The organism is Vulgatibacter sp. (assembly GCF_041687135.1).
GTDB lineage: Bacteria > Myxococcota > Myxococcia > Myxococcales > Vulgatibacteraceae > JAWLCN01.
In genome coordinates, this window is the sequence record NZ_JAWLCN010000014.1 from 102,049 (window position 1) to 125,022 (window position 22,974).

25 protein-coding genes are annotated in these 22,974 nt (G+C 70.4%); 5 read left to right on the plus strand and 20 right to left on the minus strand.

Annotated features, from left to right (window positions below):
• Positions 1–18: 18 nt before the first annotated feature.
• From ACESMR_RS22260 to ACESMR_RS22270, 3 genes are all read right to left on the minus strand, one after another.
• Entirely contained in the window at positions 19–1,308 is a 1,290-nt protein-coding gene (locus tag ACESMR_RS22260) for a vWA domain-containing protein (RefSeq protein WP_373049333.1), read from the minus strand.
• 126 nt (positions 1,309–1,434) lie between these two features.
• Positions 1,435–1,887, minus strand: coding sequence for a DUF1360 domain-containing protein (locus ACESMR_RS22265; protein WP_373049334.1), 453 nt, complete (start codon positions 1,885–1,887; stop codon positions 1,435–1,437).
• Positions 1,888–2,008: 121 nt separating this feature from the next.
• On the minus strand, positions 2,009–2,851 hold the full coding sequence (locus ACESMR_RS22270) for a 3-keto-5-aminohexanoate cleavage protein (RefSeq protein ID WP_373049335.1): 843 nt from the start codon (positions 2,849–2,851) through the stop codon (positions 2,009–2,011).
• Positions 2,852–3,032: 181 nt separating this feature from the next.
• Here ACESMR_RS22270 and ACESMR_RS22275 point away from each other — a divergent pair, with 181 nt between their 5' ends.
• Positions 3,033–3,950, plus strand: coding sequence for an MBL fold metallo-hydrolase (locus ACESMR_RS22275; RefSeq protein ID WP_373049336.1), 918 nt, complete (start codon positions 3,033–3,035; stop codon positions 3,948–3,950).
• A gap of 16 nt (positions 3,951–3,966) precedes the next feature.
• Here the strand turns inward: ACESMR_RS22275 and ACESMR_RS22280 are convergent, their stop codons facing one another.
• The 7 genes from ACESMR_RS22280 to ACESMR_RS22310 all read right to left on the minus strand — a co-directional run bounded on the left by ACESMR_RS22280 (position 3,967) and on the right by ACESMR_RS22310 (position 10,453).
• Positions 3,967–4,983 carry an AraC family transcriptional regulator gene (locus ACESMR_RS22280; RefSeq protein ID WP_373049337.1) on the minus strand — a complete coding sequence of 339 codons (1,017 nt, stop codon included), beginning with the start codon at positions 4,981–4,983 and terminating at the stop codon, positions 3,967–3,969.
• A gap of 7 nt (positions 4,984–4,990) precedes the next feature.
• Complete coding sequence (locus tag ACESMR_RS22285; RefSeq protein ID WP_373049338.1) at positions 4,991–5,389, minus strand: hotdog fold domain-containing protein; 399 nt, start codon at positions 5,387–5,389, stop codon at positions 4,991–4,993.
• 41 nt (positions 5,390–5,430) lie between these two features.
• Positions 5,431–5,997 (minus strand): putative glycolipid-binding domain-containing protein, encoded by a 567-nt coding sequence (locus ACESMR_RS22290; protein ID WP_373049339.1) that lies wholly within the window; start codon positions 5,995–5,997, stop codon positions 5,431–5,433.
• Complete coding sequence (locus tag ACESMR_RS22295) at positions 5,994–6,752, minus strand: methyltransferase domain-containing protein (protein WP_373049340.1); 759 nt, start codon at positions 6,750–6,752, stop codon at positions 5,994–5,996. The genes ACESMR_RS22290 and ACESMR_RS22295 overlap by 4 nt, the downstream gene beginning before the upstream one ends.
• 110 nt (positions 6,753–6,862) lie before the next feature.
• Positions 6,863–7,618, minus strand: a complete 756-nt coding sequence (locus tag ACESMR_RS22300; RefSeq protein WP_373049366.1) for a B12-binding domain-containing protein — start codon at positions 7,616–7,618, stop codon at positions 6,863–6,865.
• 20 nt (positions 7,619–7,638) lie between these two features.
• Positions 7,639–9,294 carry a lysine 5,6-aminomutase subunit alpha gene (locus ACESMR_RS22305; RefSeq protein ID WP_373049341.1) on the minus strand — a complete coding sequence of 552 codons (1,656 nt, stop codon included), beginning with the start codon at positions 9,292–9,294 and terminating at the stop codon, positions 7,639–7,641.
• Positions 9,295–9,412: 118 nt separating this feature from the next.
• On the minus strand, positions 9,413–10,453 hold the full coding sequence (locus ACESMR_RS22310) for an HAD family hydrolase (RefSeq protein WP_373049342.1): 1,041 nt from the start codon (positions 10,451–10,453) through the stop codon (positions 9,413–9,415).
• A gap of 92 nt (positions 10,454–10,545) precedes the next feature.
• On the opposite strand from ACESMR_RS22310, the gene ACESMR_RS22315 reads away from it, so the two are divergent.
• Together ACESMR_RS22315 and ACESMR_RS22320 are read left to right on the plus strand one after the other, a co-directional pair.
• A complete protein-coding gene (locus ACESMR_RS22315; RefSeq protein WP_373049343.1) occupies positions 10,546–10,929 on the plus strand; it encodes a hypothetical protein in 384 nt (127 codons plus the stop codon).
• Positions 10,930–11,022: 93 nt separating this feature from the next.
• The gene (locus tag ACESMR_RS22320) at positions 11,023–11,472 is read left to right on the plus strand and encodes a hemerythrin domain-containing protein (protein ID WP_373049344.1); all 450 of its coding nucleotides are present in this window, start codon (positions 11,023–11,025) and stop codon (positions 11,470–11,472) included.
• Between the two features lie 28 nt (positions 11,473–11,500).
• On the opposite strand, the gene ACESMR_RS22325 is transcribed toward ACESMR_RS22320, so the two are convergent.
• Entirely contained in the window at positions 11,501–12,529 is a 1,029-nt protein-coding gene (locus ACESMR_RS22325; RefSeq protein ID WP_373049345.1) for a zinc-binding dehydrogenase, read from the minus strand.
• A gap of 45 nt (positions 12,530–12,574) precedes the next feature.
• Complete coding sequence (locus ACESMR_RS22330; protein WP_373049346.1) at positions 12,575–13,330, minus strand: helix-turn-helix transcriptional regulator; 756 nt, start codon at positions 13,328–13,330, stop codon at positions 12,575–12,577.
• 95 nt (positions 13,331–13,425) lie between these two features.
• Here ACESMR_RS22330 and ACESMR_RS22335 point away from each other — a divergent pair, with 95 nt between their 5' ends.
• Entirely contained in the window at positions 13,426–13,740 is a 315-nt protein-coding gene (locus ACESMR_RS22335; protein ID WP_373049347.1) for a hypothetical protein, read from the plus strand.
• Positions 13,741–13,787: 47 nt separating this feature from the next.
• On the opposite strand, the gene ACESMR_RS22340 is transcribed toward ACESMR_RS22335, so the two are convergent.
• The 3 genes from ACESMR_RS22340 to ACESMR_RS22350 all read right to left on the minus strand — a co-directional run bounded on the left by ACESMR_RS22340 (position 13,788) and on the right by ACESMR_RS22350 (position 16,768).
• Positions 13,788–14,555, minus strand: a complete 768-nt coding sequence (locus ACESMR_RS22340) for a slipin family protein (protein ID WP_373049348.1) — start codon at positions 14,553–14,555, stop codon at positions 13,788–13,790.
• A complete protein-coding gene (locus ACESMR_RS22345; RefSeq protein ID WP_373049349.1) occupies positions 14,555–15,946 on the minus strand; it encodes an NfeD family protein in 1,392 nt (463 codons plus the stop codon). Before ACESMR_RS22345 ends, ACESMR_RS22340 begins: the two co-directional genes overlap by 1 nt.
• Positions 15,947–16,030: 84 nt before the next feature.
• Positions 16,031–16,768, minus strand: a complete 738-nt coding sequence (locus ACESMR_RS22350; protein ID WP_373049350.1) for a uracil-DNA glycosylase — start codon at positions 16,766–16,768, stop codon at positions 16,031–16,033.
• Between the two features lie 174 nt (positions 16,769–16,942).
• On the opposite strand from ACESMR_RS22350, the gene ACESMR_RS22355 reads away from it, so the two are divergent.
• Complete coding sequence (locus tag ACESMR_RS22355) at positions 16,943–17,992, plus strand: zinc dependent phospholipase C family protein (RefSeq protein WP_373049351.1); 1,050 nt, start codon at positions 16,943–16,945, stop codon at positions 17,990–17,992.
• 3 nt (positions 17,993–17,995) lie between these two features.
• Here ACESMR_RS22355 and coaBC read toward each other — a convergent pair whose 3' ends face one another.
• The 5 genes from coaBC to ACESMR_RS22380 all read right to left on the minus strand — a co-directional run bounded on the left by coaBC (position 17,996) and on the right by ACESMR_RS22380 (position 22,919).
• Positions 17,996–19,225: a bifunctional phosphopantothenoylcysteine decarboxylase/phosphopantothenate--cysteine ligase CoaBC gene (gene coaBC, locus ACESMR_RS22360; protein ID WP_373049352.1), complete on the minus strand. Its 1,230-nt coding sequence runs from the start codon at positions 19,223–19,225 to the stop codon at positions 17,996–17,998.
• A gap of 73 nt (positions 19,226–19,298) precedes the next feature.
• Complete coding sequence (locus ACESMR_RS22365) at positions 19,299–19,742, minus strand: hypothetical protein (protein ID WP_373049353.1); 444 nt, start codon at positions 19,740–19,742, stop codon at positions 19,299–19,301.
• Positions 19,739–20,884 (minus strand): cytochrome c3 family protein, encoded by a 1,146-nt coding sequence (locus ACESMR_RS22370; RefSeq protein WP_373049354.1) that lies wholly within the window; start codon positions 20,882–20,884, stop codon positions 19,739–19,741. The genes ACESMR_RS22365 and ACESMR_RS22370 overlap by 4 nt, the downstream gene beginning before the upstream one ends.
• Positions 20,881–22,401, minus strand: a complete 1,521-nt coding sequence (locus tag ACESMR_RS22375) for a hypothetical protein (protein ID WP_373049355.1) — start codon at positions 22,399–22,401, stop codon at positions 20,881–20,883. Before ACESMR_RS22375 ends, ACESMR_RS22370 begins: the two co-directional genes overlap by 4 nt.
• Before the next feature lie 77 nt (positions 22,402–22,478).
• Positions 22,479–22,919, minus strand: coding sequence for a YkgJ family cysteine cluster protein (locus tag ACESMR_RS22380; RefSeq protein WP_373049356.1), 441 nt, complete (start codon positions 22,917–22,919; stop codon positions 22,479–22,481).
• Between the last annotated feature and the right edge of the window lie 55 nt (positions 22,920–22,974).

The following is a 22,974-nucleotide window of genomic DNA, read 5'->3' on the forward strand; positions in this document are numbered from 1 at the left end:
GGCATCGCTCGTGGTGGATCACTGGCCCAGCGCCTCGCCGATGACCCGGACCAGCAGGTCGTCGAGGAATTCCACCTGGTACGCGCCGATGGTGGGATCGATGTGCGAGCCGCCGATGCCGCTGTGGTCGGTGAGGAAGGTGTAGGTGCCGCCGGTGGCGATGCCGAGCATGCGCATCAGGAACTCGGTGTTCTTGTCGACGCCGCTGGCGGCGACCGGGACGATGCGGATCCCCTGGGCGGCGGCGCTCGCGGTGACCTCCTGGATCTTGCCGAGCACCGACTCGCGCTGGTGCGGCGGCGCGTCGAGGACCACGAAGAGGAGGCGGGCCCGGGCCGATGCGCTCCACTGGCCCTGGGTGATCATCGCGTCGAGCCCCTGCTCCACCGCCTCCTCGTAGTCGCCACCACCGCCTGCGTCCTGCGCTGCGAGCTTCGCCTGCGCGTCGGCGACGTCGGTGGTGAAGGGGAAGTTGCGGACCACGTATTCGTCGTCCTGATCCCGGTAGAAGCCGAGGCCGAGGCGGATGGTCACCGCCTGCTCCTGCTCGGTGCGGACCCTCTCGATCACGCTGCCCAGCTCCACCTGCAGGTAGCGCAGCTCGTCGCCCATGGAGCCGGTGGTGTCGACGAGGAAGGCCACGTCGAGGACCGCGGCAGGGGTGGCGGCGTCGGCGAGCTCGAGGTCGAGGCGGCCTTCGGGCGGATCGGTGAGGCCGGTCTGCTCGGCGCTGGCGGCGCCGACGCTGGCGCGGACGGTGAAGGGCCCCTGCGCCACGGCGAAGAGACCGGCGAAGAGCTCCGCCTCGCCCCAGGCGTCGGTGCGGGCCCGCCAGATGGCGTTGCCCTGCCCGTCGAGCAGCTCGACGGCGGCGTCGGTCACCACGTCGGCCCCGTCGTGGACGACGACCGGGAAGCGCCGGGCGGTGTCGAAGCGCCACCGCGCCTCCATGTGGCCCCAGTCGCTCTCGACGAGGTTGCGCCAGAAGTCCCAGTGGTCGAGGTCTCGCCACTCGCCCGCGGTGAGCTGGCCGGGCTCGGGGGTGACGCCGCCGGAGCCGCCCTGGTCGCCGCCGCCGGTGCCACCCGTGGCGCTGCCGCCGGTGCCGCCGGCACCACCAGTGCCACCAACGCCGCCGGCGCCGCCGGCGCCGCCCGTGCCACCGGTGCCGCCCCCCGTCCCGCGCCCGGGGGAGTCCTCGTAGGTATCGCCGCCGTGGCCACCAGCGCTGTTGTCGGCGTCGTCGCCGCCGCAACCGGCGAGCACGACGAGAAGGGCGACGAGCAGGATCCAGGTCTTGCGCCACATCGTGAGCCTCCCGGCACCGGAGAGCAGGTGCGCGTACCGGAAGGAAAGCGCACCGCCCGGCTGCTTGCCAGCAGGCCGTGCGACTTCGCGTATGCAGGACGGAATACGGGCGGTCGATCGCGGAGGTCAGTGCGGCGGCCGCTCGGGGCCGTGGCGCTGCGCTTCACGCTCGTGCTCGTGCAGCTCGTGCTCGAGCTCGTGCAGCTCGTGCTGGAGCTCGTGCTCCGTCCGGGCCTTCAGCACCCGCTGGGTCTCCGTCTCGACCTCGGTCTCGACCTGCCTGCGCCGGACGAGCCCCTGGGTCTCGTCGACCCAGAAGAAGATCACCCGGAGGAAGGCGGCGATCACCACCACCAGGTAGCTCGAGAGGAACCAGTCGATGGCCCAGCCGAACCAGCCCCAATCCGGCGCGATCTGCACGTAGTAGAGGTCGGTGAGCGGGACGAGGACGAAGGCGATCCAGTGCGAGTTGCAGTAGGGGCAGGAGACGAGGTAGCCCAGCCACGTCTCCTTGCCGCCGAGGCGGCGGCGCAGGGGCGCGCAGATCCGCTCGTGGGCGATCGTGTACGAGATCCCCATCGTCACCGCGGAGACGAAGAAGAGCTTGAGCAGATTCGGCTCGATGGCGCGGCTCCTTCCCGAGGCCCCTGGGCGAAGGTGGGCACCGGGCGGGGCCGCTTCAACGAGCGGGCAGGCCGCTTCAGGCCCTGGCGGGCAGGCGCAGGATCTGGCGCGCCTGGTCGGGCGTCGCCACCTGCCGGTCCTTCGCCCGGGCGAGATCGACCACCCGCTCCACCAGCTCGAAGGAGCCCTTCGCGAGGACGCCCTTGCTCACGTAGACGTTGTCCTCGAGGCCGACCCGGACGTTGCCGCCCAGCTCGATCGCCAGCTCCGCCATCGGCAGCTGGTGGCGCCCCACCCCCGCCACGGTGAAGGTCGATCCCTCGGGGAGCTGGGAGCGGAGGAACTCGATCGCCGAGCGCCTGGCTGCCAGTGCGCCGGGCACACCGAGGACGAAATCGAAGTGGGCCGGCAGGTCGAGCAGGCCCTCCTTCGCCAGGGCGAAGGCCTCGTCGACCATCCCGGCGTCGAAGCACTCGATCTCCGGCACGATGCCCGCCGCGCGCATGCGCCGGGCGATCTCCCGCACCAGCGGCCGCGGGTTCCAGAAGACGTCGTCGCCGAAGTTGACGGTGCCGGTGGTGAGGGTGGCCATCTCCGGCTTCGCCCTGCCTTCGAGGGTGAGGGGCTGCGCCCGCTCGTCCACGCTCATGCCCACCGCGCCGCCGGTGCTGGTCTGGCAGACGAGGTCGGGGGCCAGCTCCCGGATCCGCTCGATGGTCTGGCGAAAGAGCTCGGCGCTCTGGGAGGGCTTTCCATCCGGCTCGCGCACGTGGAGATGGACCATCGACGCGCCGGCGTCGCGGCAGCGCCTGGCCTCCTGGGCGATCTCCTCGGGGCTGATCGGCAGGTAGGGGGTCTGCTCGCGGGTGGTCTCGGCGCCGACGAGCGCTGCGGTGATGACGAGCGGGGAGAAGGCCATCGGATACCTCCGCGGTTGGGCTGCCACGTTGCCAAGAGCGATCCCGCCGGGCAAGCGTTACGTCACCCGCAGCGATGGCAGCGGAAGTCCCTCGATCTGTCGCGTCGGGTCCCTCCATTCGCCCCCGCGCTCCGTTACGTTCGGGGCGATACGCACGCGGTCCTACCCTGGAGGTCGAAAGATGAACCGCATCCTCGTTGCCCTGGCCCTCGCTGCTGCCGCTACCGGCTGCGCCCACGTCCCCGCGGAAACGCCCCACGCGGCCACGCCCACCGCGACCTGGGACGCGGCCCTCGGCGAGGGTCCCCGGGTCGAGGTGATCCCGCTCCTCACCGGCGAGATCCAGGTCGACCGCAGCTTCCTCCTCGACTTCGACAACGGCCACCTGCACGACCGCACCGACGCGAAGAAGTGGGTGCCGGTGCTGGCCTATCTCGTCCGCCACCCCACGCAAGGAGATCTGCTCATCGACACCGGCTTCGATCACACCTTCGCGGAGAGCGGCCACGGCAACCTCGGCGGCATCGCCTTCCTCGCCTCCTTCGCCAGGCAGCAGCAGGGGCACGACGTGGTCTCGCTCCTGCGGGAACTGGAGGTGGATCCCGCCCGCTTGCGGATGATCGTCCTCTCGCACATGCACCCGGACCACACCGCCGGCTTGCCCGATCTGCCGAAGACGGTGCCGGTGATCACCGGGCCCGGCGCGGTGGAGAGCTACGGCGGCCCGTGGTACGCGCCGGCCGACCACCTCGCCGGGATCGAGTCCCTGCGGGCGCTGGCGCTGCCGGACGAAGGCGCGGTGGACCTCTTCGGCGACGGATCGCTGCTCGTGCTCCCCACCCCCGGCCACGCTGCCGGAAACCTCTCCTTCCTGCTCCGCGCGCAGGGCGGCCCCGTTCTGCTCACCTGCGATGCGTCGCATACCCGGGAGGGCTTCGATCTCGGCGTGGCCCCTGGTGGTGTCGACGACCGGGCCACCGCCGACGCCTCGCTCGATGCGCTGCGCCGCTTCGTCGCTGCCCATCCGATGGTCCGGGTGAAGGCGGGCCACGAGGCGAGCGATTGGGATCTCACCCGCGGGATCCAGGACGCGCTCTGAACGATCGCGACCGGAGTCAGTGCCGCTCGCGCCACGTCCCCGGCGTCTCGCCCATCCACGCCTTGAAGGCGCGGTGGAAGGCGCGGGGCTCGGAGTAGCCGAGGAGGAACGCGACCTCGGCGATCGAGACCCTTCGGTCCTCGAGGTAGCGCACCGCGAGGCCGCGGCGGAGGGCCTCGAGCTCCTCGCCGAACGAGGTGCCGATCTCCGCGAGCCTGCGGTGGAGCGTGCGGGTGCTCATGTGCAATCGCGCCGCCACCGCTTCGGCGGTGGGTGTGCCGCCCCGGAGCTCGGCGGCGAGGATCTCGCGCACCCTCCCCTCGAAGGGAGCCACCTGTGGAAGCGCATCGAGGAGGGCATCGGCGTGTCGCTCGAGCACCGCGCAGAGCCCGGGATCCGCAGCGGGGAGCGGCAGCTCGAGGTGGGACCGGTCGATCTCGATGATGCCGTTGGGGGCGCCGAAGACGACCTGCTTCGTCCCGAAGAAGCGCTCGAATTCGGAAGGATCGCCCGGGGCGGCGTGGGGCACTTCGATGCGGCGGGCGGCGATGGGCATGCCGCTCCAGTTCCGCAGCGCCGCCAATCCCGCGGCGAGGGTGAAGTCCGCCGCCTGCGGCGCCGGTCCGGGCAGGCCGGCGCGGAAGCGGTGGCGCACGATCGCGCGGTCGCCCTTCTCCTCGAGGGAGAATTCGGCGACGTCGTGGAGCAGCCGGTTGTAGCGGATCACCCGCTCCAGGGCGCCGCGCACGTTGGCGGCTGCTCTGCAGACGTAGTCGAAGACGTCGAAGGGGCCTGCGGTGTAGCGGGCGCCTGCATGGAGGCCGAAGAGGGGGTCGCCGACGTGCTTCGCAGCGAGCTCCCAGAGCCGCTCCTCGAGGTCCAGCGGGATCCGGGCATCGGCGCTCTTCGCCGCGGCAGGCTCGAAGCCGGCCTCCGCCGCCACCGCGGCAGGGTCGCCGCCCATCGCCTGCACCACGGCGAGGATGACGTGCGCCAGGCGCGCGGAGACGGTGGGCTGGAGGCTCTCTGCCACGATCCTTTCAATCCTTGCGGAAGCGCTGCTTGGCCTTCGGGGTGACGCAGGTGCCCGAGGCGCGGGTGACGACGATCGGCGGGTCGAGGACCTCGCAGGCGGAATCGCTGCCGGGCAGCGGGCGGATCACCTTGCGGGCCTCGAAGCGCATCTTCCGCGAGGTGTTGCCCTTCTCGACGATCTGCCCTTCCGCCTCGATGTAGTCGCCGGCGTAGACCGGGGCGAGGAACTCGACGCTGTCGTAGGCGCGGAAGAGGCCCTCGTCGCCGTCGAGGCGGATGAGGAGCTCGGTGGCCACGTCGCCGAAGAGGGCGAGCATGCGGGCGCCGTCGACCAGGTTTCCGCCGTAATGCGCGTCGGCCTGGCTCATGCGCAGGCGGATCGTGACCTTCTCATCCACGGGCATCTGCGTTCCTCCGGTGTGCTCGCTCTCTACCACGGCGCGCCTCAGGCGAGGCGTCGGAAGAGGCCGGGGTACACCTGCACGAGCCCGTCCTCGTCCACCTGCAGCGATGCGGTGAAGCCGGAGCGCAGCGATTCGAAGAGCACCGCTGCGGGGCCGGTGCGGGTGTAGCGCTGGGCGGATTTCCCCACCTCGAGGGTGCCCTCGCGGATCCAGGCGACGTCGATCTCGTGGGGCCTGTGATCCTGGAGGCCGATGCGGCGGATGGGCAGCGTGTTGGTGAGGGGCGACCAGCCGAAATCGACGTCGATGCAGCCGTCGAGATCGGGGCGCTGGTCACCGTTCACCCGCCAGCGGGTGCCGACGCGGTCGAGGACGAGGGTGGTGCGGCTGGGCCCGAGCCCCCAGTTCGCTTCCGCCCGCAGCGTGACCCAGCTCGCGTCGAGAACGAGGCGGTAGTCGGCGGCGACCGCGTGGCCCTGGTGGCTGCCGACGAAATGCGCGTCCGCCTCCCAGCCGCCGTTCTCGAGCTGTTGGAGGCAGATCGACTCCCAGCCCGGTTCGTCGAGCCGCTGCCAGAGGACCCGGCGGGTGCACTGCGCTTCGTTCATGGCTTCCTTCCCGCGAAGAGGATCCGCTTGAAACCGTAGAAGACGGGCCGCTCGGGGAAGCGGGCACGGAGCCGCTCGCGATAGCGCGCGAGGAAGGGCTCGTGCATCTCGTCCGGCAGGCGCTCCAGCCAGGGGACCAGGGTCGTGCCCTTCGTCCATTCCAGCAGGGCGTCGGCATCCTCGAGCAGATGGGGATAGACCTTCAGAAAGGCCGTGATCGATTCGGCGCCGCAGCCGTGGAGGATCTCTGCGTAGCGCTCCACCGGCAGGACCGTGTTCTCCCGGGACCAGCCGCCGAGGGCCTCGGCGAAGGGCGCCTCTGCTGCCAGCTGCCCGATGGCGACGTGGGTGAAGTGGTCGTGGTTGGCGGGGATCTGCACCGCGAGCTGGCCCTCGTGGGCGAGGCGCTCCCACAAGGTCGGGATCAGCTTCTCGTGGTCCTCGGCCCAGTGGATGGCGGCGTGGGAGAAGATGACGTCCCATCTGCCGCCGATCTCCCGGAGATCGCAGCGCTCGAAGCGCAGGCCGGGGCGGGACCAGGTCTGCGCCTGCTCGAGCATCTGCGGCGAGGTGTCGATGCCGAGGACCTTGCTGCCCGGGAGCGCGTCGGAGAGGCGGGCGGTGAGCTCGCCGGTGCCGCAGCCGAGATCGACCACGTGCATGCCCTTGCGGACCTGGAGGAGCTGGAGCAGGTCGACGAAGGGGGCGGAGCGTTCTGCCTGGAACTTCAGGTATTGCTGCGGATCCCACGCCATGGCCGTAGCGTTGCGCGGCGGGGGCGCAGGGGCAAGGGGCGTGTGGTCGAAACGAGGCGCGGCGGGTCGGGTTCACTGCCCCCGCCGCGTCGTCTCCTGGCGCGTGGGTGTCAGCGCTCGTGGACCGGCGTCTTGCCTTCCTTCTTCAGCACGGCGCTGTAGAGGTAATTGGCCACGTCGGAGGGTTTGGTGCCGGGGCCGAAGCCCGCGTCGAAGCCGATCTCCAGCGCCAGCTTGTGGTCGATGCGCGGGCCGCCGAGCAGGAGGATGAAGCGGTCGCGCAGCCCCTTCTCGGTGAGCATCTCCACCAGCTGCCGGGAGTTGTCCTTGTGCACGTCGCGCTGGGTCACGATCTGCGAGACGAGGATCGCGTCGGCGTTCATCTCGACGGCCCTGGCGACGATCGCCTCGTTGAGAACCTGGGAGCCCATGTTGAGCGCGTCGAACATGGGGTAGCGCTCCAGGCCGTAGTCCTGGTTGTAGCCCTTCATGTTCATGATCGCGTCGATGCCGACCGCGTGGGCGTCGGTACCGGTGCAGCCGCCGACCACGACGATCTTCCTGCCCAGGTCCCGCTCGATCGCCTCGTTGAGCGCATCGAAGCCGAGCTTGTGGATCTTCACCTCGGGGACTTCGATGGTGTCGTAGTCGAGGGCGAGCTGGGTCTTTCCGTAGCAGACGAAGAAGGTGTAGCCCTCGCCCGCCTTCTCCATCTGCGCCACGAGGACGTCGACGAAGCCCTGCCTGGCGAGCAGCTGGCGGGCGGCCTCCCTGGCCTTCTCCGAAGCCGCGACCGGGAGCACGAAGGAGAGCTGGACGACGCCGTCGTCCTTGCGATCGCCGTAGGGCCGGATCATGTGGCCCATGCCCTTGCTGGTTGCATGACTCACCGCGCCACCTCCGCCTTCGCCACCGTCCTGCCGTCCGGCAGGACCACGCCGGTCTTCTCCTCGAGGAGGTCGAGCACGGGGTTGCAATAATCGGCTGCCTTCTCGACCACGCCGGCGAGGCCCTTGCCACCGGTCTCGCTGCGCTTCACGCCGGCGAACTCGCCCTTGGCGATGGCGTTGAACATCCCGTCCTCGGCGGCCTGCTCGAGCATGGCGAGGGCGTCGTCGAAGACCTCGCGCTGGCGCTGGGCGATGCGGCCGTTCGGATTGATCTGCAGCTCGTCGCCCAGGTACATGCCCGCCCGGTAGACGTAATCGGCCATCTTGAGCGCCGCGTAGCGATCCATGAGGAAGGGGTTGTGCATCGCCTCGGTCATCATGCCGAGGAGCTGGATCCCCTGCCGGGTCCAGATGCCGACCAAATCCGCCATCGCGTCGTAGGCATGGGCGAAGAAGATGTCGCCGTCCTTGTGCTTGGTGGGCGGCATATACTTGAGCGGATGCTTCGGGAAGCAGCCGCGGATCAGGTAGGCCTGCGCCAGCTCCCAGAGGAGCGTATCGGGATAGGCGGTGTCGATCTCGAAGGAGTGGCCGAGGCCGATCAGCTCGTCGGGCAGGCCCGCGCGGTGGGCGAAGGCCTCGTTGATGAACTGGGAGGCGACCACCTGGTGCGCCGCCTCGTAGGCGTCGGCGGTGGTGATGTAGTTGTCCTCGCCGGTGTTGATGAGGATGCCGGCGTAGGCGCAGATCCGCCGCGAGAAATACTGGTCGACCATCGTCCGCCGCGGGTTGATGTCGCGGAAGAGGATGCCGTACATCGCGTCGTTGAGCAGGTGGTCGAGCCCCTCGTACGCAGCCATGAAGGCGATCTCCGGCATGCAGAGGCCGGAGGAGTAATTGACGAGGTGGATGTAGCGCCCGAGCTTCTTCGACTCGTCGTCGAGGGCCTCCCGCATGATGCGGAAGTTCTCCTGGGTGGCGAAGGTGCCGCCGAAGCCCTCGGTGGTGGCGCCGTGGGGGACGTAGTCGAGGAGCGACTGCGCGGTGGAGCGGATCACCGCGATGATGTCCGCGCCGTTCTGCGCAGCGGAGCGGGCCTGGATCACGTCGTCGTAGATGTTGCCGGTGGCGACGATGAGGTATTTGAGCGGCGCGTCGGGGGTGGAGCCGATCGTGAGCTGCTTCTTGAGGTCGTCGCGCGCCTGCACGCGGCGCTGGAGCTCGCCCATGGCAGCCTCGGCCTCGCGGCGCATCTCGTCGCGGATCGCCTGCTCCTCCCGTGGATCGAGGGGCTTCTTCAGCTCCTCGGTGGGAAGGCGGGTGAGCATCTCGATCATCTCGACGGGCGATCGGCCGCCCATGCGCATCGCGCGGCCGAGCCAGTAGGCGGCGCCCTTGTCGAGGACACCGGCCTCCTGGAGGCGATCGACGAAGAGGTTGGCCAGCGGCACGCCCTGCGGCCCCGCTCCCGAGAGGCCGAGGAGGCGCAGCACGGTGCGCTCGGTGGAGACGGTGGTGTGGCGCTCGATGAACTCGAAGGTCGAGGCGGTGATCTTCCAGGCCAGGGCACGGGCCCGCTCGATCTGCGCGGGATCGACGAAGATCTGCGGCGGAGCGTGCGGACCGGGCCGGGGCGGAATCGTCTGGGGCATCGCGTGCGTGGACATAAGGCGCGCAATATGCACGCCCGCTCTGTCGCCCGCAACGCAATCGGCCCGGGGCTCAGTGCACGCAGCGTGTCAGCAAATCTCGCAAACCCGCCGGTCGGCATCAGCGCAACAGGGCGTCCCAGTCGACCGGCTCACCGAGCTCGTAGCGCCACACGTCGGCGCCGGATCGGGCGCGCAGGTTCCGCAGCGCGGCCTCGATCGCCTCCACGCCGGTGCGGCCCCGAACGGCGGGCCGCAGCTCGTCCGCCTCGGGGCCGACGCGCGTGAGGCAGCGGCCCTCCTCGCAGGCGGGTTCGTCCACCGCCACCGGCGTTCGCGACGGAGCGATGACGCGGAACGCCCTGCCCCAGCGCCAGCCGTCGACGAGGCCGAGGAGACCGTGAACCTCGTAGATCACGCGATCGGGCGCCGGCGCGGCTGCCGGCTCCGCCGGCTCGAAGCGCTCCACCAGGACCGAGCGCATCCCGGCGGCCCGGGCAGCGGCCACGTCGCGCAGGCGGGAGTTGCCGACGTAGATCGCCTCGTGGGGCTCGACGCCGAGGCGGTCGCAGGCCCTGCGGAGGATGGCGGGGTCCGGCTTGCCGATCCCCTCCTCGCCGGAGATGAGCACCTCGTCGAAGAAGGCGCCGAGACCGCTGGCCACCAGCTTCTCGCGCTGGACCTCGGCGGCGCCGTTGGTGACGCAGGCCAGGGCGAGGGCGCGGTCCCGCAGGGAGGCCAGAAGGCCTTCTGCGTCCGGGAAGGGCCGCAGCCGCACCCGGCGCTCGGCGGCATACCGCGCGTCGAGTTCCAGGGGCGCGAGGGGCGAGCGCCGCCCCAGGGCGGCCAGCGCATCGGTCCAGACCAGGTGGCGGAGGGTCTCGGCGAGGGCGGGCAGGCCGGGGAGTTGCTTCTGCGAGGCGGGGCCGAATCGGCCCCAGAGGCACTCTTCCCAGGTCACCCCGAAGCGGGAGTCGAAGCCGGATCGGTCGAGGACCCGGTAGCGCGCACTGGCGACCGCTTCGAGGGCCTCGGCGAGCGTTCCCGGGGGAACCTCGAGGCGCTCCTCGGCAGGTCCGCAGGTGGCGGCGAGGGCGGCTCGAATCGCTTCGGCCTCTGGAAGCAGGGTGTCGTCGAGGTCGAAGAGAACGGCCCGGAGCATCCCATCACGATGGAGTTCGGGACCGGGGGGTTGCAAGCCCGCTTTTCATCGGGGCCGATGGTTGGCAGGATGCGCGCCCTTTCGGAGCCACCATGCTGATCACCAGAGCCCTCGCCATCCTCGGATTCGTCATCTTCGCCGTGCTCGGCCTCGGCCTCTGGCTCCAGCAGAAGGGCAGCCCGATGGGGGCCAGCATTCTCTGGGGCCTGGTGGGCGGCGTGGTCACCGCCATCTCGGCAGTGGGCGGCGCGTGGTGGGCGGAGGTGAAGAACCTCAAGCCGAACCAGGCCCTGGCCATCGTCGTCGTGGGCATGCTCGGCAGGATGCTCTTCCTCGGCGCCTGGGCGCTGGTGGCCATCGCGGTGGGAGGCGTGGACGGCCTCGGCTTCCTGGGAGGATTCGGGGCGGTCTATCTGGTCGGGCAGGTGCTGGAGGTCTGGATGCTCAACCGGCTGAAGGGCGACCAGCCGTCGTAGCCTGCGGGCGCAGTGTCTACCGCCGAGCTTTCGCCGTTCGACGGCGTGCTTATCTCTTCTGGTAAGGGGTTCGTGACCGGAGGAGGTGGCGCGATGAAACCGAGCGAAATCCGCGAGCAGGTGCTCGAGGAACACCACCGCGTCCTGCCCCTGCTCGACAAGGTCGAGAGCTGCGCACGGCTGGTGATGCAGGGCGCCGGCGACGTGGCGGAGCTCCGGGAGCGGACGCGAGAGCTCGAGCGGGTGCTCTGCGAGCTGCTCGACGACGAGCGGGAGCTGCTCCGGCCGGCGCTGAAGGGCGCCGACGCCTGGGGCGAGGTCCGGGCCGACCAGCTGGAGAAGAGCCACCGCGAGCAGCGGGAGATGCTGGCGCTGACCCGGGAGGCTGCCGAGGCCGGCAACCTGGATCCCGAACGCCTCGCCGAGCGGCTGCTCTACACCGTGGCGGCGATCCGGGCGGACCTCCGCAAGGAGGAGCAGCGCTTCCTGAGCCCGGAGCTCCTCCGGGACGACCTGGTGAGCGTCGCGCAGAGCGACGGCTGACCCGCCTGCCTGCCCACCCCCAGGCGAATCAGGCGAAGCGCTCCTCGAAGAGCTTCCGGAGCCGCGGATGCTTGCGGAGCAGATCGAGCGTGAGCTCGGCGTGTCCGTGCGCATAGCCGTTGCCGATGAGCAGGTCGGCGTCCTTGCCGACGCCCTCCGCCCCCAGCGCCGCCGCAGTGAAGGAGGTGGCGGTCGAGAAGAAGACCACCGTGCCACGATCCTGCACGGCCAGGATCGATGCCATCTCGGTCCGGGGCACGCTGCCGCAGTTGATCACCACCTCGCAGAGCGCCCCGTCGGTGGCGGCCTTCACCTTCTCGAGAACTTCCACGGGCCGGGTGGCATCGGCGACGATCGTCGCATCGGCGAGGCCGAGGGACTGGAGGGTGTCGACCGCCTTCTGCGAGATGTCGAGCGCGATGACGCGCGCTCCGTTCTCCTTCGCCTGCGCGCAGCAGAGGGCACCGCTCTTGCCGGCGCCGAGGACGAGCACGGTGTGCCCCTTCTCGACCGAGCGCTGCACCAGGGCAGGCGCGCCGCAGACGTCGAGGGCGGCGAGCGCGAGGGTGTCCGCCATGTCGCTCGGGAGCCTGGCCCAGACGCCGGTGGCGAAGAGGATGGCGTGGCCCTTCACGTCGATCCGCTCGTTGGCCACGTGGACGCCTTCGATCGCCTCGATCTGCAGCGGGGTGAGGGTGAGGGAGACGAGGGTGGCGATGCGATCGCCGACCTGGAGCACGCCGGCGGCCGGGTGATTCTCGCCGATCTCGCGGATCCGGCCGATGAGCATGCCGCCGGAGCCGGTGACCGGGTTGTGCATCTTGCCCCGCTCCCCCACGATGCCGCGCACCACGGTGGCGATCCGTTCGGCGTCGCCCGCGACGCTCTCCTTGATCTGCTTGAAGGAGGCGGCGTCGATGTTCAGGTGATCGACGTCGATCAGCAGCTCGTCCGGCCCGATGGGGAGCGAGGGGTCGAGGGCTTCTGCAGCCTGCGGCAGGACGCCGGCGGGGCGGACGACCCGCGAAAGGCCGTAGGGATCGAGGGTGCGTGCCACGGATGACTCCTTGTTCGAAGCGTCTGCGTATCCGACCGCTCCGGTCTACCGCAAGGGCTTACGCCAGCGGGCGGGCTCGGGGACCTCGACGCGGTGCTGCTCGATCTCCCGGACCAGAACCCGGGGGTCGCGCGGCGAGAAGGCGGTGCCGGTACGCTGGGTCACCGAGCGGATGCGGTCGAGCCGGAAGGCGCGGGAGCCCTCCTTGGCCGGGTCCCAGGCGATCAGGTACCAGAGCGGCAGTTGCACCAGCAGCCCGTGTGGCTCGATCACCCGCTGGCTCTCCGCCCCGTGGCGGTCGACGTAGTGGATCTCCAGCCGCTGCGACGCCACGAATGCCGACTCGCAGATCCGGAAGATCCCGGGGTCGATGGGGCCGGCGCCGGCGGCCCGCTCCGGGGGCACGGGCCTGCCGACCACCACGCGCCGGAGGATCGCCTCCAGCGCCCCGCGCTTCGGCGCAGGCAGCGAGCCGACGATCTTGTCGAGGGCGCCGCCCAGGGTCTCGCCCACCGGCGTCGGCGCCACGAGGCTCCCCAGCCGCAGGGAGATCCAGAGGTGGATCGCCTCGTCGACCGAAAGCGCCAGGGGCGGCATCGAGTAGGTGCTCTCGAGCCGCAGCCCGCCGCCGCGCCCCGGATCGCCGACGATGGGCACGCCCTGCTCGCGGAGGCTGGCGAGGTCCCGGAAGATGGTGCGCTCCCCCACGCCGAAGTGGCGGACGAGATCCTCCACCGTGCAGGCGGTGCGACGCCGGCGCAGGTATTCGGTGATCGCGTAGAGGCGCTCGTTGCGAGTCATCGGCTCGGAAGAAAGGTGACGGAGGGTCGTCAGGGTTGGCTGCGAGGTTCCACTTCACCGGGCGACGGACGCCCGCGTGAAAAGGAATATCGCAGATGAACCAGCAGAATCAGAACTCCGTCTATTCCGTCGTCATCTTCCGCGCCAGGGCGGGTGTCGCCGCCGAGCAGATGGAAGAGGCCCGGCGCTCGAGCCTGACCTGGCTCACGCAGCAGCCCGGCTTCGTCCGTCGCTTCGCCCTGGCCGACGCCGACGGCAACTACCTGCACATGGTCGAATGGGCGAGCCTCGAGGAGGCGGTACGGGTCGGCGACGCCTTTGCCGGCGCCGAGGCCAACCAGGCGTTGATGGAGCGCGTGGATCCCGAGAGCCGCCGGTCGTTCCGCGGCGTACCGCTGCAGGAGGGCTGATCGGGTGAAGGCCCGCTTCCGCCAGGAGGCGGGCCTCCCCACCCCTCTCAGCCCTTGGGGACGATGCCGCCGAGGCTGCGGATGATGTCGAGGGGGATGGGCAGCACGGTGTGCTTGTTGTTGCCCGAGCCGGCGATCTCGACCAGCGTCTGCAGGTAGCGCAGCTGCAGGGTCGCCGGGTTCTGCGACATGAGCTCCGCCGCCTGGGAGAGCTTCTCGGCAGCCTGCAGCTCGCCCTCCGCGGCGATGATCTTGGCGCGGCGCTCACGCTCCGCCTCGGCCTGCCGGGCGATGGCGCGCTGCATGTCGCCGGGGATGTCGATGTGCTTCACCTCGACGTTCGACACCTTGATGCCCCACGGGTCGGTGTGCGAATCGAGGACCTGCTGGATCTCCCGGTTGATCCGCTCGCGATCGGTGAGCAGCTCGTCGAGCTCGACCTGGCCGACGATCGCCCGCAGGGTGGTCTGGGCCATCTGCGAGGTCGCGTAGAGGTAGTCCTCGACCTGCAGCACCGCCTTGTCGGAGTTGATCACGCGGAAGTAGACCACCGCGTTCACCTTCACCGAGATGTTGTCCTTGGTGATCACGTCCTGCGGCGGCACGTCCCTGGCGACCGTGCGCAGATCGACCACGACCATCCGCTCGATGGCGGGGATGACCCAGCGGAAACCGGCGCGCTTCAGCCCGACGAATCGCCCGAGACGAAAGATCACGCCATTTTCGTATTCGTTGATGATCCGCACGCCCGAGATGAAGATGAGGAAGATGATCGCAGCGGGAACGAGAATCGCGATCAAGCCGGAGAAATCCATCAGACGATCTCCTCGACGGTCAGGGTGAGACCGTCGACGTTGCGCACCGCTACCGGGGCGCCTGCAGCGATGGGTCGGACGGAAATCGCCCGCCACCGCTCGCCGTGTACGAAGACTTCGCCGCCACCGGGGCCGATCGCCGAGAGCGCCCTGCCCCGCTCACCGAGCAGGCCGACGTCGCCGCCGAGCTGCGGGATCGTCCGCGCCTCGGCAGCCCGGACGAGCAGGTAGACCGCACCGGCGCCGAGGACGACGACGGTGGGGATCAGGAAGCCGAGCGAGATGCCGAAGGAGGGTTCGACGAACCACTCGAAGTCGACGTCGTCGACCAGCAGGACCCCGCCGAGCACCAGCAGCACCATGCCGCCCACGCCGAGCAGGCCGCTGGCCACGAAGAGCTCGGCGACGATGAGCCCGATCCCCACCAGCATCAGCGCGATCGCGCCCGCCTGCACCGGCAGCGCCGAGAAGGCGACGAGGGCGAGGATGATGCAGATCGCGCCGAGCAGCCCCGGCACGATCATCCCGGGGTTGGAGAGCTCGATGGCGAGCCCGAGCCCGCCGAGGACGAAGAGCAGATAGGCGATGGAGGGATTGGCGAGCCAGTGGACGAGGCGCTGGCCCAGGGATGGCTCGAGTTCGACGATCCGTGCGTTCGCGGTACGCAGGACGACCTCGCCGGAAGGAAGCTCGACCGTCCTGCCGTCGACCGCGGCGAGGAAGGCTTCCTCGGTCGGAGCCACCACGTCCACGACATTGAGCTCGACCGCTCGCTCGGCAGGAACGCTCGCGCTCTCGCGCACCGCCTTCACCGCCCATTCGACGTTGCGGCCACGCTGCTGGGCGATCGATTCCACGAAGGCGATGGTGTCGTTGAGCACCTTCTCCCCCATCGCCTTGCCGCCGGCCTCCTCCGGATCCTGTCCGGTGGGGCCGACGACGGGATGGGCAGCGCCGATGTTGGTTCCCGGCGCCATGCCCGCAGCGTTGGCGGCGAGGGTGACGAAGACCCCTGCAGACCCGGCCCGGGCACCGGAGGGCCCGACCCAGACCAGCACCGGGACCTCCGCGCCGAGAAAGGAGCGGACGATCGCACGGGTCGATTCGAGGGCGCCGCCCGGCGTGTCGATGCGGACGAGAAGGGCGTCGTATCCCGCGACCTCTGCGTCCACGACGCAGTCCTGCAGGTAGGCCGCGGAGCCAGCGTCCACCGTCCCGGTGAGGGTGCAGCGACCCACCGCCGGTCGGCGGCGCTCAGGGAGCTCTCCCGACGCGTCTCCTCGCGACTCCTGGGCACGCAGGGGACCAGCGGCGGCGAGGGCCGCCGCGAAGATCGCGAGCACCAGCAGCGCACGGACGGGAGCGGGCGAATGGGAGGCGGGCCGCGGCACGTTCGACCTCGGGGAAATACGGAGGACTTAGCCTTACCCCACGGGCACCGCAAGAAAAGCCGGTAAGCGGCAGCGCTCCCGACTTCAGCGACGGGCCGGCGGCTCCATTCCGAGGCGGGCCATCACCAGCTTCAGATCGTCCCACGCCTTCGCCTTCTCCGCGGGGCTGCGGAGCAGGTAGGCCGGGTGGAAGGTCGGCATCAGCGGGATCCCCTCGTACACGCGCCAGGTGCCGCGAAGACGGGTGATGGGCGTCTGCTCCCGCAGGAGCGTCTGCGCCGCGAACTCGCCGAGGGCAACGATCGCCTTCGGCCGCAGCGCTGCGAGCTGCGCCTGCAGGAAGGGTTCGCAGGCGGCGATCTCCTCCGGCTCGGGGCTCCTGTTTCCGGGTGGCCGGCACTTCACCACGTTGCAGATGTAGACCTGCTCGCGGCGCAGGCCCATCGCCTCGATCATCCGGGTGAGCAGCTGGCCCGGCTTGCCGACGAAGGGCTCGCCCTGCTCGTCCTCCTCCGCGCCGGGGCCCTCGCCGACGAAGACGAGATCAGCATGGGGGTCGCCCGCGCCGAAGACGAGGTTGCTGCGGCCCTCGCACAGCTTGCACCGGCGGCAATCGCCGAGCTCGGTCCGCACGAGCGAGAGGCCGTCGGCGCCGCCGGGACGAGCCACCGGCGGGATCTCCACGGCAACCGGCAGCTCGCTCGCCCCGGGCCCAGCCAGGGGCGCCTGGGTCTCGCCACGGCCCTGCGCCCAGCGCACGTGCCGCCGCAGCTCCCGCGCCACCTCGGCCAGCTCCGCAGCGGGATCGCGTACCTCGCCCATCGTCACCCTCGTCCCTCGAATGAAAGGGCGCCTGCCCGCGTTGCCACGACCAGGGCTCCCCGTCGCCCGGCGCCCGTCCGACCGGTTGCGCCTGCAGGCGGCCACTGTATAGCCTGCAGTACGACGCGCATACGGGCGCATGCAACAGGCGGCGGCAGGTCGCCGGAGGTCGTTTTGAAGAAGGCGCCGTACGCCCTGTTTCTGCCCGTCCTCGGCTTTCTCTCGTTGTTGCTCTGGCCCGACGACGCCCACGCGTGGGGGCCCCTCTCCCACCTCGACTTCTCGACCGGCGCCTTGGGCCAGGTCTCGCTCCTGCCCGCGGCGCTTCGGGTGCTCCTCGCCAAGTGCGCGGACGACTTCCTCTACGGCTCCCTGGCTGCCGACATCATCGTCGGCAAGAACCTCGCCCGCTACGCGGTCCACTGCCACAACTGGAAGGTCGGCTGGAAGGTCTTCGACAAGGCGAAGGGCGAGCCGCAGCAGGCCTTCGCGCTCGGCTTCCTCTCCCACCTCGCGGCGGACACCGTCGCCCACAACTACTACGTGCCCTACAAGACCGTGGAAGGCTTCCCGGTCCGGGCCACCGGCCATGCCTACTGGGAGCTGCGCTACGACCAGAAGCTCGATCCGAAGCTCTGGCAGACCGCCCGGCGGATCACCGCGCAGTCGTTCCGCAAGCACGACGAATTCCTCGAAGAGGCCCTCTGCGATTCGTACGTCATCCCCTTCGGGGTCTCGAAGCGGATGTTCAACCAGCTCCTCTTCGCCGCGCGGATGAAGAAATACCAGGCGATGTGCGCCGTGGTCGCAGCCGAGAAGGATCACCTCCCGCTCACCGACGAGGAGGTGGCCGAGACCCGGCAGCTCGCCGTCTCGCAGATCCTCTCCATGCTCGCCGAGGGCGAGAAGGGCCGGGCCAACGACGCCGATCCCACCGGCGGGCGCAATCTCCACTTCGCCGTGAAGCTCCGCCAGCAGCTGCGCGAGGCTTCCCGCCGGAACGAGCTCGCGCCGGACGATGCGACCGAGGTGCTCCGGCAGACCCGCCCTGCCTTCCGGGAAGCGATCTTCGGCAAGCTCGTGCTCCCCGAGATCCCGCTGCGCTCCGAGGTCTCCGCCGCAGCGCGGGCCGCCGTGGAGCTCGCCGCCGAGGATACCGAGGGCACGTCCGCCGCCCAGATCGAGGCAGAGAACATCGCCCGCGAGGCGGACGACCTGCCCTGACCGTCAGCTTCCCAGCAGCGCCACCACCCGATCGAGCACGGCCCCGGCCACCGCACGCTTCGACTGCAGGGGCAGCCGATCCGTCCCGCCCGCCGCCACCAGCAGCACCTGGTTGGTGTCGGTGCCGAAGCCGCTCCCCGGTGCGGAGACGTCGTTCGCCACCACCAGGTCGAGGCCCTTCCGCTCCAGCTTCTCCCGGGCGTGCGCCTCGACCCGCTCCGTCTCCGCAGCGAAGCCCACGAGCACCGGCCGCTCCTGCCGCGACGAGTAGCGCGCGCTCACCGTCGCCAGGATGTCCGGCGTGCGTTCCAGCAGAAGATCCTCGGTGCCGGGCTGCTTCTTCACCTTCTGCGCCGCCCGCACCACCGGCCGCTGATCGGCCACCGCCGCCGACGCGATGAAGGCATCCGCGCCCTCCACCACGCGCAAGGTCGCCTCGAGCATCTCGGCAGCGCTCACCACCCGCACCACCTCGACCCCGGAAGGCGCGGGGAGCTCCACCGGCCCGGTGACCAGCGTCACCCGTGCCCCGCGTTCCCGCGCCGCCACCGCGACCGCATAGCCCATCCGCCCGGTGGACGGGTTGGAGAGGAAGCGCACCGGATCGAGGTGCTCCCGCGTCGGCCCCGCCGTGATCACCAGCCGGCGCCCCGCCAGGTCCCGCGGCGCGAGCAGCGATCGAGCCGCCTCCAGGATCTCCTCCGGCTCCGCCAGCCGCCCCGCTCCGACGTCCCCGTCCGCCAGCAGCCCCGACGCAGGCCCGACGAAGTGGTAGCGCCCGATCGCCCGCAGCGCCTCGACGTTCTGCTGCACGATCTCGTTGGCCCACATCGCCACGTTCATCGCCGGCGCCAGCAGCACCGGGCACCGCGCCGCCAGCAGCGTCGTCGTCACCGCGTCACCGCCGAGGCCGGCGCGCACCGCACCGATCAGGTTGGCGGTCGCCGGCGCGATCACCACGAGGTCCGCCCCGCGCACCAGATCGAGGTGCCCGTACTGCGCCTCCTGCGAAGGCTCGAGCACCTCGGTGAGCACCGGCCCACCCGAGAGCGCCTGCACCGTGAGCGGCGTCACGAAGCGGGTGGCGGCAGCGGTCATCGCCGCGCGGACCTCGGCCCCCTCGTGCACGAAGAGGCGCAAGGCGTGGCAGGCCTTGTAGGCGGCGATGCCGCCGCCGAAGGCGAAGACGATGCGCTTGCCGGAGAGCGGTCCCTGCAGGTTGTCGCGAGCCATAGTGATCACCGCCTCGAAGAAGCGTCCGATCTGCCGCGACCCACCCCGAAAGCGCAAGCCCAGACGGCTTGGCTCAAGGCCCCGGCGGCAACGCCCCGGCGGCGATCCAGCCCCGGATCGCCTCCTCCGCAGCGGGAGAGAGCCCGCCCCCCGGCGGCATCGACCCCTCGTCCACCAGCACCCACAGGCACGACTGCTCCGGCTCCCCCGGCTCCACCAGCGTCAGGCCCGTGCACGACGCATGGGACGACGGCACCCCGCCGCTGCCGTCGGCGCCGAGCAGCGCCTCGAAGGCCTGCCCCTCCTCCAGCGACAAGTCTTTTGCAGGCGCAGCGCCCCCGTGGCAGCCGCCGAAGGCACACGAAGCGGAGAAGACCGCCTGCACCGCCTCGAAGCTCGGCTCCCCGGCGCCGCCGCTCCCGCCCGTCCCCGCGAACGCAGCCTCGTAGAGCTGGTCGTCGCCGAACTCGACGCAGCCAGCGAGCAGCACGGCCGCCACCACGAGCAGGGCCCTCACCGGCACCTCGCGAGCATCGGATCCGCCGGCGCGTGGCATTTGATGCAGACCCGGGCGTTGGCCTCGTAGAGCGAGCACGCCTTCGAGGAGAAGCCCGGCGGATGCGGGTTCGACCCCACCCCGCCCCGCCCGGTGGTGGCGTGGCATTGGATGCAGCCCTCCTCCCGGTGGCAGCTCGTGCAGGAACGGATGTCGCGCGAGGCGAAGACGCCGTGGTGGTTCGGCCCCAGGGGCCCCACCCAACCCGGCGGATGAACGGAGAGGTTGGTCGCGCGCAACTGCGGCGCGGCCTGCTGCCCGATGCCGACCCGCTCGTGGCAGGTGACGCAGAAGTCCTGGTAGTTGTGGCAGCTCTGGCACTCCAGCGCGCTGTGCTTCGCCGGCACCGGGTGCAGGGTGATCCAGTCGTTCGGATGCACCTTGAGCACCTTGATCGCCGCGTCGTGGCAGGCGAGGCACTCGCTCTCGGTGTGGCACGCGTCGCACGTCTCCCGCGCGGTGAAGGCGTCCTGTCCGTGGGCCCGCGCGTAATCGGGCGAGTGGTAGACGCCGAAGGGATTGCCCAGCTCCGGCACCAGCGTCGCGCCCGACGGCATCACCTTGGCGATCTTCCCGTTCGCCGCCACCGGATGGCAGACGCTGCAGGCGCCGCCGGCCTCGCTCCCCCGGTGGTGGCATTCGAGGCAGGTCTCCATCTTCGGAAGGTTCCGCCGGTCGGCGATCTGCACCTTCTCCACCGCGCCGTGGCAGCGGGCGCAGGGGATCTCCTTCGAGACGTGCACCGCATGGTCGAACTTCAGGTTCGCCGTGGGGATCACCACGGGCTTCGGGCGCGCCATCGCCGTGGGATCGAAGCCGGGGTGGCACATCTGGCAGCTCTCGTCCCCGCGCACCGCCTCCACGTCGTGGCAGCCCTCGCAGGTCGGATGACCCGGGATCATCCGGTCGCTCGCCACCTTCGAGGCGGAGGCCTCGTGGCAGTCGCTGCAGGCCATGTCCTCGAGGTGGAGGGCATGATCGAAGCGGAGCGGGATCTCCTGTTTCGGGTAGACGGCCAGCGACCGGTCCGCCCCCTCGTAGTTGGACCACGCGACGGCGCCCAGCGGCAGCAGCAGGAGCGAGAAGAGAAGAAGGCGCCTCATCGGAACATCGTCCTCAGGTCGAGAACCGCGTAGCCACGCAGGTCGCTCGCGGTGACACGGTTGACGTTCTCCTCCACCACCAGCGTCACCGTGGCCTCCTCGGAGAGCTTGATCCTGCCCAGCAGCGCAGCCCCCACCGACCAGAGATCGGAGAGCCCCGCTGCGTTGGGGTCGGAGACGTTGGCGAGCGAGAGCCGCAGGTCGAGCCCGTAGCGGTCGCGGAAGGTCCGTCCCACCACGCCGTTGAGCCAGAACTCCCGGCCGAGGGTGTCGGGGTCGCCCCGCTCCCCGCTAGGCCCGCCGAGGTAGAAGGCGTCGGCGGCCACCCGCCACGGCACGCCGGGCTTCGACGAGAATCCGCCGAGGCCGCCGTAGAGCACGCTCTGCCCATCCTCGACCACGCCGGCAGCGTCGGCGTACGACGATCGCAGGTCGAGGTTGTACACCGTGAGCAGCGGCCCGCCGTAGAAGAGGAAATCGCCCACCTGCAGATCGGCACGCAGCTCGTACTCGTCCCGGGGGCCGGTGGCGAAGAGGTTCCAGATCGAGTCGGCGTCGAAGCTGGGGTGGTAGCTCTGCGCCTCCGCGGTGAGCGCGAAGCGGTAGGGGATCACCTCGACCCGCGTGCCGGCCCGCAGCGCGGCCCAGCGCTCCACGAAGAGATCGCGATCCGCCGATCCGTAGAGCTGGAGCACGTCGAAGAGCCGCACCCGCAGATGGGCGCCGGCGTGCTCCTGGTCCACCTGCCAGCCCTGCACCTCATCCGGCAGCAGCTCGACGTTCTCGCCGGAGGTGTTGCTCATCGCGCGGCGGTAGACCACTGCGGCGTCGACGTTGCGCACGCTCTCGAGCACCAGCCTGCCGCCGAAGATCGGCGAGGGCGCGTCGAGGTAGTCGTAGGCGATCGCCGCTGCGGGGTTCGAAGCGAGATCGGTGGTGACGCCGTCGCGGATCCGCCGGCGGTCGCTCACCCGCACGCCGTCCGGCGCGAAGGTGGAGGAACCGAGCACGCTGGTTCCCTTCACCTGCCAGCCGCCGAAGACGCCGACGCCGAGATAGGCGGGCGTGTGCACGTGCACGTCGAGGCCGTCGAAGGCGTAGAACTCGAGCTCGTCGTAGCGGATCTGCCGTCCGAGCCTGAAGTCGAAGAGCCCGTTGAGCGCGCCGCGCCACTGCAGGTAGGCGAAAAGGAGGTGGAGCTCAGGCTGCTCCGCATCGTCGAGCAGATCCTGCTCGTCCTGGTCGAAGCCGAAGTCGTGCTCGAGCCGAAGCGAGGTGACGAAGTCGATCCGCTCCGCAGCGCCGGAGGAGGTGAGGTCGAAGGCACCGAGGTCGAGGTATTGCACGATCCGGTAGCGGGAGATCTTCCGGGGATCGTCGAAGGGACGTCCCTGCCAGGAACGGAACTGGTAGGCCTGCGCCTCCGTGCGCGCGCCCACCGAATAGACCGCTGCAGCTGCGGGAGCGCTACCGAGCAGCGTCAGGGACGCCGCCAGCGCTGCAATCCGACGAACCAAGCCTCCTCCGGGGCTGAAGCGGGGCCGATGATAGCCCCCACCCACCGAGAAGCCAGCCCCATCTCACCGTAGGGGGGTCAATCCGTATTCCCTCCGTCTACACCGGGGTCGAGGGCGAGCAGCCGCCGGATCTCCGCGGCGGGCCAGACGGGACCCCTGCCGAGCCCCTCGCACTTCCGCTTCTCCGCGCGCCAGGCGGCGGGATCGCCGACGAGCTCCGGCCAGAAGGGATAGGCCCTGCACTGCCCCGGCTTCACCGCCTCCACCGAGCACCGGTCGCCGGCGAGGAGCGGGCAGCCTGCAGAACCTTCGTGCACGACGATCGCCATCCGCCCGCCGGGCAGGCGCCGCAGGTAGCGCGCCGCGAAGGCCCGGACCTCCAGCCCGAGGTAGGCGGCCAGCCGGGCCGGCTCGTCCGGATGCAGATGGACCAGCCCGGGCTTGCGGCAGCAGGCGCCGCATTGCGTGCATTCGAAGCGGAGGCGCCGCCGATCGAGCGGAACGAGGGGAAGCTTCACAGGGGCACCGTACCGCTCCTTCTCCTTGACCGGAAGCGATGCCCGTGCCGATGTT